This window comes from Candidimonas humi (assembly GCF_019166065.1).
In the GTDB taxonomy this organism is placed as follows: Bacteria; Pseudomonadota; Gammaproteobacteria; order Burkholderiales; family Burkholderiaceae_B; genus Candidimonas; species Candidimonas humi.
This window is the reverse complement of sequence record NZ_JAHTBN010000004.1, coordinates 252,338-268,359: the sequence shown is the minus strand read 5'-3', so window position 1 is coordinate 268,359 and position 16,022 is coordinate 252,338. Positions and strand designations below refer to the sequence as shown.

The window sequence follows — 16,022 nt, the reverse complement described above, 5'->3', positions numbered from 1 at the left end:
CGAGGCCGGCCCGCGCCGGTCCGGCCGGGAGTGTGCCTGGCATGCAAGGCTTTCAGTCCAGCAAGAACGGCACGCCGGCCTGCTCGCACAGTGCGCGGATCTTCGCCGCAAGCGTGGCGGGGATGGGAATGCCCTCGCGCATGCGGCACGCCCGCGTCTCGTTTTCGGGGTCGCCGGGCACCAATACCGGCTGGTTCGGATCCGCGGGCGGCGAGGCGTGCAGGACATCGACGACCTCGTCCAGGTCGGCCTCGAATTCGCCTTCGCCGCGAAACGCGGCGGGATCGATGGCGCAGAAGAAATGCCCGAGATTGTCGGGGTCCCCGGGCTGCTGCGTGCGCACCCGCAATGGCGAAAAGGAGGAACCCGACAGCGTTCCGGCCAGGATATGCACCATCATGGCCAGGCCGTATCCCTTGTGGCTGGACATTTCCGCCGAGCCGCCCAGCGGCGTCAGGCCCCCGCCCACGTCCTTGGGCCTTTCGAACAGGATGTGCATGGCGCGGCTCGCATCGGTCACGGGCACTGCGTCTTCGTCCACGACCCAGCCCTCGGGCAGCGGCTTGCCGCGCAGTTCGTAGACCTTGACCTTGTTGGAGGCCGCGCTGCTGGTGGCCATGTCGAGGCAAAAGGCCGGGTTGCGGCCGGCCGGCGCCGAGAACGCGATGGGATTGGTGCCCATGACCGGCGTACGGCCCCGGGTCGGCACCGTGTTGATGCTGCGGGTAGAGCTCATGCACAGGCCCAGCAGGCCTGCGGCGCTGGCCATGCGCGCGTAATAGCCCGCGGCGCCGAAATGGTGGGAATTGCGCACCGCCACGACGCCTACGCCGATCTCTTGCGCGCACTGCATGGCCAGTTCCATGCCCATGTGCGCCGCCACGTGGCCCAGGCCGGCATCGGCGTCGATAAGCGCGGTGGCCGCATTCCGGCGCAGCACGCGGGGACGGGCATGCAGGTTCAGCTTCCCCATGCGGCGCGAGCGGTCGTAATCCATGAGCATGGAGATGCCATGGGAATCGACGCCCGACAGGTCGGTGTCGGCCATGATCCGCGCCGTGGTCGCGAGCAGATCTTCGTCCATGCCCCAGGCCCGCAGCAGTGTCTCGATCTGTACGCGCACCCGCGCGGCGGCGACGAGCGTTTCCGGCCCCGCGGCAGCGACGGCGCTCATGGCTGCCCCGCCGGCGCCAGGTCGATCACGGTAGGCTCGTCGAGGCTGTCGCCGAAGCAGGCCTGGATCGCCGCCTTGCGCGACAGCAGATAGCTCGTCCGGCCCTCGTGCTGCGTCATGGGCAGATCGTGGCCGGGCACCACCACGCTGTCGGGCTTGCGCCGCCAATACGCCCAGATGCGCTCGATGGACGCCGCCGTGACGGACTGGTCGTAGCTCATGTCGGCGCGCCGCGAAACCAGCTCGGCGCGCGTCTTGGCGGCATCGCCGGTGAATATGACGTCGCGCTGCGCGTCCTGCAGCACGAAGATCAGGTGGCCCGGCGTATGGCCCGGCGCCACATGCGCGCCGAGATGGGGCAGAACTTCCTCGCCGTCGGCCACCCTGTGCAGGCGCGGCCAGGACGACAGCTCGCGCATGTACAGTTCGGGGACCGGCGTCTCGCCCCAGGGCTGCGTCAGGGACCAGTCCAGTTCCGGCCCGCCTATGGCTATGCGGGCCTGCGGGAACAAGGTCCAGTTGATCGAGTGGTCGTGGTGCGAATGCGTCAGCAGCAGATCGGTGACGTCGGCCGGAGCCAGGCCGCGCCGGCGCAGTTCCTCGCGCAGCAGCCTGCGCATGCCGATGGGCCCCGTGTCGATCAGCGCCACGCGGCCGTGGCCGCGCAGCAGCGCGATCGTGCTCCAGCCCAGCCCGCCGTGGCACACGCCTTTTCCGGGAAAACCGATTACCAGCAATTCGAGCTCATAGCCCGCGATATTCATCATGGCCGCTTCCTCTTTGACAGCCATGGTGACGGATGACAATATAATTTTCCAATCAATATTTATACAAAAGACATAAGGCTCTCTTATCATGCTGTCGATGCGCCATATTGAAGTCTTCCACGCCATCATGCAGACCGGATCGGTCACCGGCGCGGCGCGGCTGCTCAATATCTCGCAGCCCGCGGTCAGTTCCGTCCTCAAGCACTGCGAGGCCCGCGCCCGGATGAAGCTGTTCACGCGCGCGGGAGGCCGGCTGCAGCCCACCCCCGAGGCCATCGCCCTCTTCCCCGACGTCAGCGCCCTGTATGGCCGGCTGGACGCCATGGACAGGCTCATGCAGGATCTCGCCGGCGGGCGGCTGGGCACCCTGTCGCTGGCCGCATCGTTTCCGGTGGCCAACGGCTACCTGGCCAAGGCCGTCGCCACTTTCCTGGAAGAACGGCCCGGCGTGCGCGTGGTGCTGCAGTCTCTGACCTCGCCGCAAGTGGTCGACCGCGTCGTCAGCCGCGAGGTGGAACTGGGCATCGCCTACGAGCCGGTGGTCAATGCCCAGGTCGAAACGGAAGTCCTGATCCGCTCGAGCATCGCCTGCGTGATGCGGGACGACCACCCCTTGGCCGCCAACAAGGCCATCAATGTGCGGGACCTGGCGGACTATTCCATCATCACCTACCTGCCGCAGGCGATGCTGCGCAGCCATGTGGACCGCATCTTGAGCCAGGCCGGCATCGTGCCGCACGTTGCCGTGCAAGTCAGCCTGTCGCTGACGGGCATCGCGCTGGCGTACTACGGCACAGGCATCGCCCTGGTCGAGCCGTTCCTGCTGGCCTCCATCCCGCTGCCCGGGCTCGTCACCCGGCCGCTGCGCCCGCACGTGGAACTGGAAACCCTGCTGGTGCGGGCGCGAGCCGCGCCACGCTCCGAGATCATGGCGCAATTCGTGGCCTTGTTGCGCCGGCAAGTCCATGATGCGCTGGAGACGGGCCACGCCGGCCTGCCTCCCTTCCCCCAGGGGGCCCGGCAACGATGAACACCCACCCCATTATTTCCGGCGCGGCGGCCGCCATCGGCTCGATCCCGCGATACAGGCCATGAACCCCCACTTCCCGCCCCTGAATCCCTTGCGCGTCTTCGAATGCGTCGCCCGCCACCGCAGCTTCACCGCCGCGGCCCGCGAACTGCATATCACCCAGGGCGCGGTCAGCCACCAGATACGCGCTCTGGAAAACTGGCTGGGCTTCAAGCTGTTCGAACGGCAAGGCAGCCAGTTGCGGCTCAGCCAGGGCGCGGCCGCGTATGCCAGGGCATTGGGCAGCGCATTTTCCGGGATCGTCACCGCGACGCAGGAATTTGCGTCCACGGGTTCCCAACAGGTGCTGGAAGTGCGGGGCCACACCACTTTTTTCACCCACTGGCTGATTCCCTTGCTGCCCGGTTTCCAGAAGGCGCATCCGGACATCAAGGTGCGCCTGGCCGCCAATGTGGAATGGATGGCCTTCGAACACGACGAGGCGGGCGTAGGCATCCGCTACGGCGACGGGGACTGGGACGGCCTGCACAGCGAGCTGCTGTTCAGCGACGAGCTGACGCCGGTGATGGCCCCCGGCCTGGCGCAGCGCCTGCCGCGTCCCTGCACCTTGAAGGCGCTGCTGGCGCTGCCCTTGCTGCATTCGAACCGCCGCCCGGGCCACTGGGCCGACTGGATCGGCGCGGCGCACGGCAAGCGCGCGTTTTCCGCCAGCGACATGTACTGCGAAGACCTGAGCATCATCTACGAATGCGCCATACAGGGCCTGGGCGTGGCGCTCGGCCAATTGCGCTACCTGAAAAACGAATTCGCGCAGGGCAAGCTGGTGGCGCCGCACCCCTTCGTGCTGCGGCGGCCGCGCGGCTACCACCTGGTGTGCCCGCGCTCGCAGGCCGAGGACGCCAAGATCGCCTGTTTCAGGCAGTGGCTGCTGGCCCAGGTCTGAAACAGGGCGTCCGGCCTATTTCCCGTGTATGCCGGCGGCAATGCGCCGGTATTTCTCGAGATACGCCTGCAGGTAGCTGCGGAACGCCGCCGGAGAGGCGCTGGCCTTGGCTTCGATGCCCTGCTGCGCCAGGCGCTCGCGTACTTGCGGCTGATTCAGCGTGCCGGCAATGGCATCGTGCAATTTGGCGACGATGGGCGCCGGGGTGCCGGCCGGCGCCAGGATGGCATTGAAAGTCTCGTCCTCGAAGCCGGGCAGGCCCGCCTCGTTCAAGGTGGGAACATCGGGCAGCATGCTCGAGCGCGTCTTCGTGGTGACGGCCAGGGCCTGCAGCCTGTGGTTCTTCACATTGGGCCCCGAAGTGCTGACCTGGTCGAACATGCCGTCCAGGCGGCCGCTCATGACATCGAGCAGCGCCTGGCTGTTGCCCTTGTAATAGACATGCAGGAACTTGACCTTGGCCTGCGCCCCGAATAATTCGGCCGCGATGTAGCCGGTGGAGCCCAGTCCCGACGAGCCCATCGTGGCGGATCCCGAGCGCTTGCGAGCGCGCTCGATGAATGCCTGGACGGTGTGCTCCGGCCTGCCCGGAGGCGTCACCAGCACCATCGGAATACTGCAAGTCTGGGTTATGGGAGCGAAGTCTTTCAGCGCGTCATAGCCCGCGCCCGGCAGGAATTCGGGAACCGAGACAAACGTATTGGCCACCGCGAGCAGCGTGTAGCCGTCCGGCTTCGACTTGGCGACGTAGCGGGTGCCGATCGCCCCCGAGGCCCCGGCCTTGTTCTCGACGATCACCGGCTGGCCCAGCTTTTCTTCGAGCCCCTTGGCGACAATGCGCGCCAGCAGGTCCACGGTTCCGCCTGCGGCCACGGGCACCACTATCGTAATGGGATGATCGGGATAGGCGGCAAGGGCAGGAGCCGCGCCCAACATGGACGAGGCCACCAGGGCTGCCGCCCGCAGGAATTTGCGCATGACGAATCTCCTCTAGCTGGATATAGGTATCGATGAACATACGGCCGCAGGGACGGCCGGCCTCCTTCTGCGTGGCGCAAGCTGCCGCCGGCCGCGGCCGGAATGGCTATCGGCGACGGGCAAGAGCCGGGGTGATGCCTGATTCGGCGGGCCTGCCGCCCGGAACACTAGCTGTCGTAGGGGGCGTAGGCGCCCGGTTCCGCTTTCAACTGGCGCAACAAGGCATGCCACTCCAGTTCGCCATAAGGGCGGCGAGTGCCGGGCTGGTACAAATGGGCCGAGCGCTGCAATACCGATACGTCGGGAACGCTCACGCCATCCCGGCCCGCAGCCAGCGCATCGACCTGGGCGCGGCAGGCCAGTTCCAGTTGATACATGAGGTTGAAAGCCTGCGGCACCGAGGCGCCGCATACCAGCAGCCCGTGATTGCGCAGGATCATGGCATTGTGCGGCCCCAGGTCGGCCACCAGCCGCTCCTGTTCGGACTGCTCGATGGCGGGGCCCTCGAAAGAATGGTAGGAAAGATGGCCATGAAACCGCGTTGCCGTCTGCGTCATGGGCAGCAGGCCGCAATCCATGGCCGAGACCGCCATGCCGGCGCGGGTGTGTGTATGGATCACGCAATGCACATCGGGCCGCGCGCGATGGATACAGCCATGGATGATGTAGCCCGACTTGTTGATGCCGTAGGCGGTGTCCGGCTTGCGATGGATATTGCCGTCCAGGTCCAGCTCGACCAGGCTGGACGCGGTGATCTCCCGATACAGCAAGCCGTACAGATTGATCAGCAAGCGCTCGCCCCCGCCCGGGATCCGGGTGGTGATGTGGTTGTAGATCAGGTCCGTCATGCCGTAGCGATCCATGAGCCGATAGCACGCGGCCAGCTTGCAGCGTTCCTCCCACTCTGCTTCCGGCACCACTGCTTTCAGCGACGGAAAATCAGTCGAGTATTGCGGATCGGTCATGCTGTCATCCCTGCCCATGAATTAGGAAAAATAATACTGAGGCGTGTCATGCCGGGAACGGCGGTGTTCTCGCCGGCTGCAGGCAGCTCAGCACCTATTCATTCGATTTTAAAAAACGGCAATCCAGATAGCTATCTAGATATTCTTAATTAGCCATTATTAAAAATAATGGCCTACCAAAAAGACCGGCGCGAGACAGGAGATGCGCCCATCCGCCCCCAAGGCAGAACTCCGCTTGGAAGCCGCCTGCAGCTCCACTGGATGCCTCGGAAAACCTAGCCGGAAAAATCAAGTCGACAAGAAACCCGCGCGCACGCTACAATTAGCCGCTGTCTTGGCCTTTACTGCTTTACTGGCCGAGGCATTCAGGTCGGCGCGAACCGCGCCAGGCAGAAACAAACACAATATGAACCGCAACGCTTCGACCCTCGTCATTCAGTGGTGGCGCTTCCGTTAGGAAGCGGCACGTCGTTGCGGTTTTCATCCGCACCTTGCCGCCGTAACCGGTGGCAGGTCGCAAAACCAGATCCCTATCAGTTCCCCGGCACGGCGGCTCCAAAAACCAGGAGATTGTCAGTGCTATCAGTAGTCCCCCCCAGACCCAGTCCAGCCCGCCCGCAGGCGGATTCACGCCGAATCGAATTCCGGCGCGAACCGGCCCGCGCATGCGCATCCCTGCACGGCACAGGCACGGGCAGCCCCTGCTCTTTTCCCACTACAAGAAGCTGAGGACCGATATGCTGCTCATGCTCGACAACTACGATTCTTTCACGTACAACCTGGTGCAGTATTTCGGCGAACTGGGCGAGACGGTGAAGGTGGTGCGCAACGACCAGGCGACGGTGGCCGAACTTGCTGCCCTGCAGCCCGACCGGATCTGCGTTTCGCCCGGCCCCTGCTCGCCGGCCGAGGCCGGCGTCTCGGTGGAGCTGATCCGCCACATGGCCGGCAAGGTACCCATACTCGGGGTCTGCCTGGGCCACCAGGCCATAGGCGCAGCTTATGGCGGCGAGATCGTGCGGGCCAAGGAAATCATGCACGGCAAGACCTCGCTCGTCACCCATCGCGGCACGGACGTGTTCGCGGGCCTGCCCTCGCCCTACACGGTGATCCGCTACCACTCGCTGGCGATAGCGCGCGCCGGCCTGCCCGAGTGCCTGGAGGTCACGGCCGAGACCGCCGACGGCGAGATCATGGGCGTGCGCCACAAGACCCTGCCCGTCTATGGGGTACAGTTTCATCCGGAGTCCATACTGAGCGAGCACGGCCACACGCTACTGCGCAACTTCCTTACGCTATGAACGAGAACAAGACCATGTCCATCACCGCTGCCGAAGCCCTCACCCGCTGCATCGAACATCGCGAGATCTTCCATGACGAAATGCTGCACCTGATGCGCATGCTGATGCGCGGCGAGATGTCGCCGCAGATCGCCAGCGCGCTGCTGATGGGCCTGCGGGTCAAGAAGGAGACCGTGGGCGAAATCACCGCCGCGGCCCAGGTCATGCGCGAATTCGCGCTGCCCGTCGAGACCCGCTATCCCGACCAGTTGCTGGACATGTGCGGCACCGGCGGCGACGGCTCGCACACCTTCAATATATCCACCGCCGCGATGTTCGTGGCCGCCGCGGCCGGCGTGAAGATCGCCAAGCACGGCAACCGCAGCGCCTCGTCGTCCTCGGGCAGCGCCGATGTGCTGGAGGCGCTCGGCGCCCATGTCGTGCTCAGCCCCGAGCAGGTCGCCGAAAGCATAGAGAGCACGGGCATAGGCTTCATGTTCGCTCCGGCCCATCACGGCGCCATGAAGAACGTGGCGGCGGTGCGCAAGGAACTGGCGGTGCGCACGATCTTCAATATCCTGGGGCCTCTCACCAACCCCGCCAACGCCGCCAACCAGCTCATGGGGGTGTTCCATGCCGACCTGGTGGGCATCCAGGTGCGGGTGCTGCAGCGGCTGGGTTCCAAGCACGTGCTGATCGTGCACGGCAAGGACGGCATGGACGAAGCCTCGCTGGGGGCCTCCACGCTGGTGGGCGAACTCAAGGACGGCGATGTGCGCGAATACGAGATCCATCCCGAGGACTTCGGCATGTCCATGGTGTCGAACCGTTCGATCAAGGTCGCCAATCGCGACGAGTCGGCCCAGATGCTGCTGGAGGCGCTGAACAACGTGCCCGGCACCGCTCGTGATATCGTAGGCCTGAACGCCGGGCTGGCCATCTATGCGGGCAACAAGGCCGGCTCGATCGAGGACGGCCTGAAGCAAGCCTTCGAGCTCATGGCCAACGGGGCGGCGCGGGCCAAGCTGCAGGAATTCTGCGCCTATACACGGAAGATCGCCGCATGAACGACATTCTCGCCAGGATACTGGAAACCAAGAGGATAGAAGTCTCCACCGCGCGCCAGATGCGCAGCGAGGCCGACCTGCTGCGCGAGGCCAAGAGCCGCAAGGACTTGCGCGGCTTCGGCCGCGCCATCGAAGAAAAAATCGCGCAGGGCAAGCCGGGCGTGATCGCCGAAATCAAGAAAGCCTCCCCGTCCCGGGGGGTGATCCGCGAGAACTTCGTGCCGGCCGAGATCGCCACGTCCTATGCCGCCCACGGCGCGGCCTGCCTGTCGGTGCTGACCGATGTGCAGTTCTTCCAGGGCTCGTACGATTACCTGCGCCAGGCGCGCGCGGCCTGCACGCTGCCGGTGCTGCGCAAGGACTTCATCATCGATCCCTACCAGATCGTGCACGCCCGCGCGCTGGGGGCCGACTGCATACTGCTGATCGTGGCCGCCCTGAACCCCGCCGAACTGCGCGAATTCGAAGAAGTGGCCATGGAACTGGGCATGGACGTGCTGGCCGAGGTGCACGACCGCGCCGAACTCGACACCGCGCTGACCCTGCATACGCCGCTGCTGGGCGTCAACAACCGCAATCTGCGCAATTTCGAGACCTCCATCCACAATACCCTGGACCTGCTGCCGGCCATACCGGAAGGCAAGCGCGTGGTCACCGAAAGCGGCATCTTGTCGCCCGCGGACGTGGCGCAGATGCGCGAGCACAAGGTGGACGCCTTCCTGGTCGGCGAGGCCTTCATGCGCGCCCCCGAACCCGGGGTCGCCCTGCAGGAGCTGTTCGGCACTTGACGCGCAGGCGCCGCCACGGGCCAAGCGACCAGGACACCGGGAAAACACAGACCATGACACGACACGACGACTGCCCCTTGTGCCAACCGGCCGGCGAACGCGTGCTCTGGCACAACGGGCGGCTGCGCGTGATCGCCGTCGACGACCCCGACTACCCCGGCTACACGCGGGTGATCTGGAACGACCATGCCGCCGAAATGACGGACCTGTCTCCCCAGGAGCGCGAAGCGTTCATGGCGGTCGTCTGGCAGGTCGAGCAGGCGCTGCGCCAGCACCTGCGGCCCGACAAGATCAACCTGGCCCAGTTCGGCAACATGGTGCCGCATCTGCACTGGCACATCATCCCGCGCTGGCGCGAGGACAGCCATTTCCCGCAAGCCATATGGGCCGAGGCTCCCGGGCGCACGCCCGAACAGGCCCAGGCCTGGGAAGCGCGCCGCCAGGACCTGTTGCGCCAGCTTCCCGATTACCACTCGCGGCTCGCGGCGGCGCTGGCGCCCGAGCCCCAGGCAGACCCCATGACACCCGCGCCGAACGAACCCAACACCCTGGACAGCCCCCTGCTGACGCACCTGCAGAACCTCGACGAGGTCTGGAAGGAAACCCTGCGCGAGCCCGAACCCAAGAACGCGCTGCGCAACCTGGCGGCCTTCCTGAAGACGCGCCAGGCCGAAGGGGCGACGATCTTCCCCCGCTACCCGTTCCGCGCGCTGAGCTACGCCGAGCCGGACTCGGTGCGCGTCGTGATACTCGGGCAAGACCCCTACCACGGCCCGGGCCAGGCGCAGGGCCTGTGCTTTTCCGTGCCCGACGATTTTCCCGCGCCGCCCAGCCTGCAGAATATCTTCAAGGAACTGGCGCTCGAATACCCCGATCCGGACGACGCGGCCGCGGGCCGGCCGCAGCGCGGCGCCGTGCGGCCGCCCGGCAATATGGGCCACGACCTGACGGCCTGGGCCGAACAGGGCGTGCTGCTGCTGAACACCGTGCTCACCGTCGAGGCGGGGCAGCCGGCATCGCACGCCAAGCAGGGTTGGGAAATCGTCACCGACGCATTGATCCAGCGGGTCGCCCTCAGCCCCCAGCCCAAGGTCTTCATGCTGTGGGGCTCGCACGCCCAGGCCAAGCGGCAATTGCTGCCGCCCGACGGCAAGCACCTGGTGCTACTGGCCAACCACCCCTCGCCGCTGTCGGCCCTGCGCCCGCCGCGGCCCTTCATAGGCTGCAATCATTTCAGGCTGGCCAATGAATGGCTGGCCAGCCAGGGCGCCTCGACCATAGACTGGACCGGCACGGGCTGCGACGAAGCCGCCGGCGGCGGATAAGCCCCTGGGCTCCGGGCGCCGCGCGACGGCGCCGCAACCCTGCAAGAACACCGCCGTATCACCGCCTACGCACGAGAACGCAGCCATGACGCTCGCAACCCTGGACACGCCCGCCGCCCTGATCGACCAGGCCAGGATGGAACGCAACATAGCGCGCATGCAGCAGCGCATGAACGAGCTCGGCGTGATACTGAGGCCGCATGTAAAGACCGCCAAATGCCTGGAAGTAGCCCGCGCCCAGGCCTCCGCCGGGGCTTGCGGCATCACGGTCTCGACGCTGAAGGAAGCCGAGGAATTCTTCCGCGCCGGCTACACCGACATACTCTATGCAGTCGGCATGGCGCCGTCCAAGCTGATGCGCGCCCTGGCGCTGCGCAGCCAGGGCTGCGCGCTCAAGCTGGTGGTGGACAACATCGACGCGGCGCGGGCCGTGGCGCAATTCGATCGCGCCCACGGCGCCGGCTTCGAGGTGCTGATCGAGGTGGATACCGACGGCCATCGCGCCGGCATCCGGCCGCAGCAGGACGTGCTGCTGGAAGTCGGCCACCTGCTGCGCGACGAGGGCGTAAAACTGGCCGGGGTCATGACTCACGCCGGCGCGAGCTACGATCTGCACACCGCCGAGGCCCTGGCCGACATGGCGGAACAGGAACGCGCCGGCTGCGTACAGGCCGCGCAACGCCTGCGCGCGGCGGGGCTGCCCTGCGACATTGTCAGCGTGGGCTCCACGCCCACCGCGTTCGCCGCCCGCAAGCTGGACGGCGTGACGGAGGTGCGCGCCGGGGTCTATGTGTTCTTCGACCTGGTGATGCACAACGTGGGGGTCTGCGCGCTGGAAGACATCGCGCTCAGCGTCCTGGCGACCGTGATCGGCCACCAGCAGGAAAAGGGCTGGGTGATCGTGGACGCGGGCTGGATGGCCATGAGCCGCGACCGCGGCACTTCGGCCCAGCAGCGGGACTACGGCTACGGCCTGCCCTGCACGCTGGACGGCGCTCCCCTGGACGGCTGGATCATGAGCGGCGCGAACCAGGAACACGGCATCTTGTCCCGCACGCCCGGCGCAGCGCCCGCCCCGGCCGAAGACCTGCGCGCGCGCTTTCCCATAGGCACGCGGCTGCGCATACTGCCCAATCACGCCTGCGCGACCGGCGCCCAGTTCCCCGAATACTTCGCCGTGTCGGAAACGGGCGCCACCGCCGCCTGGAAACGCTTCTACGGCTGGTAGGCAGCGGACACAGGCGATCGGCCGTCGGGCGCCAGCCCCGCAAGGCTATCGCCGGGCAGCCGGCTGACTGCTAACTGGCCTGTCCGGACACCAGTTCCACGACCTCTTCGCAATGGACCAGATCCTCGTCGCCCGTCTGCGGATCGCGCAACTGCAGCCAGAGGCCGTCGCCCATGTTCTCGGTCACTTCCGCGATGGCGCCGTTTTTCAGGCGGACGTTTTGTCCGATCAGGATGTCCTTCAGGTTGAGCATGGCACAGCCCTCCGTCAGAAGAAAATGGTGAGGTTTTTGGCCAGCAGCACGTTCTGGTGGATGCGGATCTCGCGCCGCGCCAGCTTCCAGCCTTCGGCGGTCCTGCGCATGCGGTCCTTGCGGTCGCCCACGAAGAAGTACTGCTCGTATTCGCAGCGGTTCTGATAGTTCAGGAAGCGGCTCGACACATCGACTTCGAGTTCACCGTCCGCATTCGTTTCCATGGCGGTGAGCTGCACATTGCTCACCATGCGGCTGACGCGCGACAGCGGCTCTTCGGCCCAGTGCACGCCGGTCAGGATCTGCTCGACGCGCTTGGCCAGCGTCCATTTGCCTTCGTTGAACCAGCTCATCTGCTTGTCGCGGGTGGTGAGCTCGCGCTGCGCGTGCTCGCCCGCCTTGACGTTGTATTCCATGGGCATGAAGTACTCGAGGTCTTCGGCAAGCGTGTCCAGCCATTCATTGAAATGCCGGTCGTCGAGCAGGTTCGCCTCGTCGTAGAGGAATTCCTCGATCTCGCGCTTGACCTCGTAGTACATTGCGTCGCGCGGCAAGCGGGTGGCCCGCTCGAGCGCCGGTTCTAGCAATTCAGACATGATTACTCCTTTTTCGATCACATGCCCGTATTCATGGGATTCCATGCCCGGGGTCTATTCGATTGCATGGGCCGCCCGTTCAGCGTGGTGCGGCGGCTGGGATAGCACCGCCCGAGACGGGCCTGCCCGGGACAGGGCCGCCCTGGTGGGCGAAGCAGCCGACATCGATCACGGTGCCGGAAATCGCCGCCGCCTCGTCCGACAGCAGGAACGCCACCGCATTGGCGAGATCGCGCCCGTCCATGGGACGGCCGGTGGCGGTGCCCGGGGCCGGCCTGCTCTTGAACGCGTCTACGTCGCCGCCCATGCGGCCCACGCTCATGCCCGAGACAATGCCGCCCCCGCCGGGAATCGCGACATTGACGCGGACGTGGTCGTGGAAGTGGTCATACGCCATGGCCGCGCTAAGCGCGACGATCGCGCCCTTGCTCGCGCTGTAGATCGCCATGTTCGGCTTGCCCCAGCCGGCGCCGGAACCGATGTTGACGATGGAGCCGCCGCCCGTGCGCGCCATATGCGGAATGACCGCGCGCGACATCAGGTAGGTGCCCTTGAGGTTCACGCCGACGATGCGATCGAAGGTCGGCTCGTCGGTGGTGAGCACGGTTCCGAGCGGGCCGACGGCGGCGTTGTTGACGAGGCCGTCGATGCGGCCGTGGCGCGCAATGGCGTGCTCGACCACGCGCCGCACGTCCTCGGCATTGGACACATCCGCCTCGAGCACGTCGGCCTCGCAGCCTGCGCCCTCCAGTTCGGCCCGCAGGCTCTCGAAGCCCCGCGCCGTGCTCGATATCTGCGCCTGGCTCAGGCCGAAGGCCACGACCTGGTGGCCGCGGCGGGCCAGCTCGACCGTGATGGACTGGCCCAGTCCGTAGGTGCCGCCGGTAACGATGATTACGCTCATGGCATTACGCAGCCAGGCTCGCCGGCCCCTGGTCCTTGCCGCCCAGCAAGGTATCCCAGTCGGCGCCGTTCATGTAGTCGCGCCAGCGGCGATAGAACTGGCGCGGGTTTTCTTCGCTGACCTGCAGGCTGACGTGGCCCGGAACAGGAGCATCGCCAGGGTTGGCGACCTTGCCCAGCGATTGCGCGTAATTGTAGGGATAGCGCTTGGCGATCACGCCGCGGCTACCGGCAGTGGCGTAGTTCCAGTTTTCCATGTCGTCCTGTTCCGTCATGCCGGCCGGACCCGAATAGCGCATGTAGTAGACGCGCAGGAAATCCTTGACCTCTTGCGGGGCGTCCGCATCGACCAGGAAGAAGCGCCAGGCCTCGGTGGCTTCTGGGCCGTGCGGATGCCACACGCACAGGCTACGCGGCTGGTTGCCGTGGTAGGAAGTGTTCGGGTAGATGGTGCCGACGAAGGGCACTAGGCGGTACTTGTCGGCGCCCAGGCGCAGCTTGCGTTCTTCGTGGCAGTGGCGGAAATATTCGGCCACTATCGGGTTGTTGCGGTAGGTGTCGAGGAATTCCCAACTCTCGGGCATGATGGCGCTGTGCACGCCGTGCCCGGCCGGGAAGTTCACCCAGAGATGCCGGGCTTTTTCCAGCTCGTTGTCGCGCCGGCCCTTGACGCCCGCCTCGGCGCTGGGGCCTATGCCGATCAGGTCGACGGAACGGTGGCTCACGTTGTGGTAGGTGTCGCCCAGGAAATTTTCGGCGGCGAACTTCCAGTTGCACGGGATCACCCACTTGTGCACGCCGAACAATACTTCAGAGCCGCCCTCGCGCCCGTCGCGGCAGTCCAGCGCCAGGTCGAGGTGGATGCGGGCGTCGCCCAGGTAGGTCAGGAAATCCGGCGCGTCCTTGTCCCAGGATGCCCAGACCGTGCCCTTGTAGATCGCCATCTTGGGCACTTCTATCAGCGACCACGCTTCCTTGTCCAGGCAGCCTTCGTACAAGTTCTTGTACTGCGGCACCCCGAACAATTTGCCGTCGGTGGTGTAGCTCCAGCTATGGTACGGGCAGGTGAACAACTGCGTATTGCCGTGGTCGTACTGGCAGACCTTCATGCCGCGATGGCGGCAGGAATTCAGCAGCACATGGACCTTGCGCTTCTTGTCGCGCGCCAGGATCACCGATTCTGCGCCCATGCGCGAGGTGAAGAAATCGCCGGGATTGGGAACCTGGCTTTCATGGCCGACGAACAGCCACGCGCGGGTGTAGACCTTTTCCAGTTCTTCCTGGAAGATTTCCGCATCGGAAAATATGGCGCGGCTGATCTCGCCCTCGTGCAGGTTGACCATCGCGTCGTAGCGGGATTCTTGGGTACTCGGAATCATGGGGATCTCCGTTGGAGTAATTCGAAAGCGGAAAGAATTCGGCCAGGGGCTCGATGCCGGCGGCATCTGTCGCCCGGCCCGTGCCGCCGGCTGCGCCTATCGATCCGGCCGCGGCAAATGTAGCGGCGGCATCGACGGCCGGCGGCCTGCCGGGCCCGGCGGGCCCGGCAGGCGCGTCAATTGAAGCGCTCGCAAAGCACGTCCTGGCGCGGCAGCCCGGCGGCCTCGGCGGCCTTGCGGCCGGCCTCGACCATGGGCGGCGGCCCGCACAGATACACGCGGGTCGCGGGGTCCAGGCCCAGGCCGGCGATCAGGTCGGTGGCATAGCCCTGGTGGCAATCGGCGGCGGCGTCCTGTTCGACGGCCAGCTTGACGTCCACGTGCGGCAGCGCCTGGCGCAAGGCCTGCAATTCGCCCAGCGCAAACAAATGGCCCGGGGTGCGCGCGCCGATCAGGAAGGTGGTCGGCAAGGCCCGGGCCGCCTCGTCCATGCCGCGCAGCATGGACAGGAACGGCGCGACGCCCGTGCCGCCGGCCACGAAGAGGCGCGGCCGGTCTTCGTCGCGCAGGAAGAACGTGCCATGGGGAACGCTAAGTTGCACTTTGTCGCCGGCCTGCGCATGAGCGAGCCAGCCGGAAAACGCGCCGTCGGGCACCAGGCGCACGAAGAACTCGAGCCGATTGCTGCCCGGCGCGTTGGCCATGGAATACGAGCGCAGGATGTCGGTGCCCGCTGGCTGGATGCGCACATACTGGCCGGGCTCGAACAGGATGCCTTCGGGGATCGAGACCTCGAGCAGCATGGTTTCGCTGGCCACCTGGCTGACTGCCGTGACCATGCCTTCTATGGGGGGCGCCTCTTCGGCCAGGGCCTCGGACGATTCGTAGGGAAACTCCACCACGCAAGACGTGGCGGGGCGGCATACACAGGGCAGCACCGCGCCGGCGGCGCGGTCTTCGTCGGGCAGGATCGCCGTATCGTAGTCGTCCATTTCGACCTTGCCCGACAGCAACTGGGCGGTACAGGTGCCGCACTGGCCGTTGGAACAGTCGACCAGCAGGCCGAGCCCCGCCTCGCTGGCCGCCTCGACGATCTTCTGGCCACAGGGTATTTCCAGCCGGTGTGCCACGCCGTCGGAAAACAGCAGCGTGACCGGTACTGTCGAACTCATGGAAGTCTCCGGTATGTCTTGCCTATGCGCCAGGCCGGCATTCGATGCGGCGCATTGCCGCCCGGCCATGCCATCCGCCTTGCCTCGCCTGGCGTATTGTCCATTGCATGGAATTAATTATCATTGTACGGATAAAATAGACAGTGTCAATATTTATTCGCCGGCGGGCCTGCG

Annotated in this window: 16 protein-coding genes and 1 pseudogene; 8 read left to right on the top strand and 9 right to left on the bottom strand. The window is 65.9% G+C overall.

From position 1 onward, the window contains the following. Nucleotides 1–52: 52 nt before the first annotated feature. Nucleotides 53–1,174, bottom strand: coding sequence for an Ldh family oxidoreductase (locus tag KVP10_RS11825; protein ID WP_217964792.1), 1,122 nt, complete (start codon nt 1,172–1,174; stop codon nt 53–55). Then, entirely contained in the window at nt 1,171–1,941 is a 771-nt protein-coding gene (locus KVP10_RS11820) for an MBL fold metallo-hydrolase (protein ID WP_217964791.1), read from the bottom strand. The genes KVP10_RS11825 and KVP10_RS11820 overlap by 4 nt, the downstream gene beginning before the upstream one ends. 88 nt (nt 1,942–2,029) lie before the next feature. Here KVP10_RS11820 and KVP10_RS11815 point away from each other — a divergent pair, with 88 nt between their 5' ends. Next, complete coding sequence (locus tag KVP10_RS11815) at nt 2,030–2,971, top strand: LysR family transcriptional regulator (RefSeq protein WP_217964790.1); 942 nt, start codon at nt 2,030–2,032, stop codon at nt 2,969–2,971. A gap of 61 nt (nt 2,972–3,032) precedes the next feature. Beyond that, the gene (locus KVP10_RS11810) at nt 3,033–3,914 is read left to right on the top strand and encodes a LysR substrate-binding domain-containing protein (RefSeq protein ID WP_217964789.1); all 882 of its coding nucleotides are present in this window, start codon (nt 3,033–3,035) and stop codon (nt 3,912–3,914) included. A 15-nt stretch (nt 3,915–3,929) separates the two neighbouring features. Here KVP10_RS11810 and KVP10_RS11805 read toward each other — a convergent pair whose 3' ends face one another. Then, complete coding sequence (locus KVP10_RS11805) at nt 3,930–4,892, bottom strand: Bug family tripartite tricarboxylate transporter substrate binding protein (protein WP_217964788.1); 963 nt, start codon at nt 4,890–4,892, stop codon at nt 3,930–3,932. Nucleotides 4,893–5,059: 167 nt separating this feature from the next. Beyond that, complete coding sequence (locus KVP10_RS11800; RefSeq protein WP_217964787.1) at nt 5,060–5,857, bottom strand: class II aldolase/adducin family protein; 798 nt, start codon at nt 5,855–5,857, stop codon at nt 5,060–5,062. A gap of 737 nt (nt 5,858–6,594) precedes the next feature. On the opposite strand from KVP10_RS11800, the gene KVP10_RS11795 reads away from it, so the two are divergent. The 6 genes and pseudogenes from KVP10_RS11795 to KVP10_RS11775 all read left to right on the top strand — a co-directional run bounded on the left by KVP10_RS11795 (nt 6,595) and on the right by KVP10_RS11775 (nt 11,545). Continuing rightward, nucleotides 6,595–7,158 (top strand): aminodeoxychorismate/anthranilate synthase component II, encoded by a 564-nt coding sequence (locus KVP10_RS11795; RefSeq protein ID WP_217964993.1) that lies wholly within the window; start codon nt 6,595–6,597, stop codon nt 7,156–7,158. 14 nt (nt 7,159–7,172) lie between these two features. Continuing rightward, nucleotides 7,173–8,204 carry an anthranilate phosphoribosyltransferase gene (gene trpD / locus KVP10_RS11790; protein ID WP_217964786.1) on the top strand — a complete coding sequence of 344 codons (1,032 nt, stop codon included), beginning with the start codon at nt 7,173–7,175 and terminating at the stop codon, nt 8,202–8,204. Then, the gene (gene trpC, locus KVP10_RS11785; protein ID WP_217964785.1) at nt 8,201–8,992 is read left to right on the top strand and encodes an indole-3-glycerol phosphate synthase TrpC; all 792 of its coding nucleotides are present in this window, start codon (nt 8,201–8,203) and stop codon (nt 8,990–8,992) included. The genes trpD and trpC overlap by 4 nt, the downstream gene beginning before the upstream one ends. 53 nt (nt 8,993–9,045) lie before the next feature. Continuing rightward, nucleotides 9,046–9,330, top strand: a pseudogene (locus KVP10_RS21315) (HIT family protein); the annotation flags it as partial. Nucleotides 9,331–9,510: 180 nt separating this feature from the next. Continuing rightward, entirely contained in the window at nt 9,511–10,317 is an 807-nt protein-coding gene (locus tag KVP10_RS21310) for a uracil-DNA glycosylase (protein ID WP_281421978.1), read from the top strand. A gap of 85 nt (nt 10,318–10,402) precedes the next feature. Beyond that, nucleotides 10,403–11,545 (top strand): DSD1 family PLP-dependent enzyme, encoded by a 1,143-nt coding sequence (locus tag KVP10_RS11775; RefSeq protein ID WP_217964783.1) that lies wholly within the window; start codon nt 10,403–10,405, stop codon nt 11,543–11,545. Nucleotides 11,546–11,615: 70 nt separating this feature from the next. Here KVP10_RS11775 and KVP10_RS11770 read toward each other — a convergent pair whose 3' ends face one another. From KVP10_RS11770 to KVP10_RS11750, 5 genes are all read right to left on the bottom strand, one after another. After that, a complete protein-coding gene (locus KVP10_RS11770) occupies nt 11,616–11,798 on the bottom strand; it encodes a hypothetical protein (RefSeq protein WP_217964782.1) in 183 nt (60 codons plus the stop codon). 14 nt (nt 11,799–11,812) lie between these two features. Then, nucleotides 11,813–12,394 (bottom strand): 3-phenylpropionate/cinnamic acid dioxygenase subunit beta, encoded by a 582-nt coding sequence (locus KVP10_RS11765; RefSeq protein WP_217964781.1) that lies wholly within the window; start codon nt 12,392–12,394, stop codon nt 11,813–11,815. Nucleotides 12,395–12,473: 79 nt separating this feature from the next. Next, on the bottom strand, nt 12,474–13,298 hold the full coding sequence (locus KVP10_RS11760; protein WP_217964780.1) for an SDR family NAD(P)-dependent oxidoreductase: 825 nt from the start codon (nt 13,296–13,298) through the stop codon (nt 12,474–12,476). A 4-nt stretch (nt 13,299–13,302) separates the two neighbouring features. Further along, nucleotides 13,303–14,676 carry an aromatic ring-hydroxylating oxygenase subunit alpha gene (locus tag KVP10_RS11755; protein WP_246600592.1) on the bottom strand — a complete coding sequence of 458 codons (1,374 nt, stop codon included), beginning with the start codon at nt 14,674–14,676 and terminating at the stop codon, nt 13,303–13,305. A 176-nt stretch (nt 14,677–14,852) separates the two neighbouring features. Continuing rightward, nucleotides 14,853–15,848, bottom strand: coding sequence for a 2Fe-2S iron-sulfur cluster-binding protein (locus tag KVP10_RS11750; RefSeq protein WP_217964779.1), 996 nt, complete (start codon nt 15,846–15,848; stop codon nt 14,853–14,855). Between the last annotated feature and the right edge of the window lie 174 nt (nt 15,849–16,022).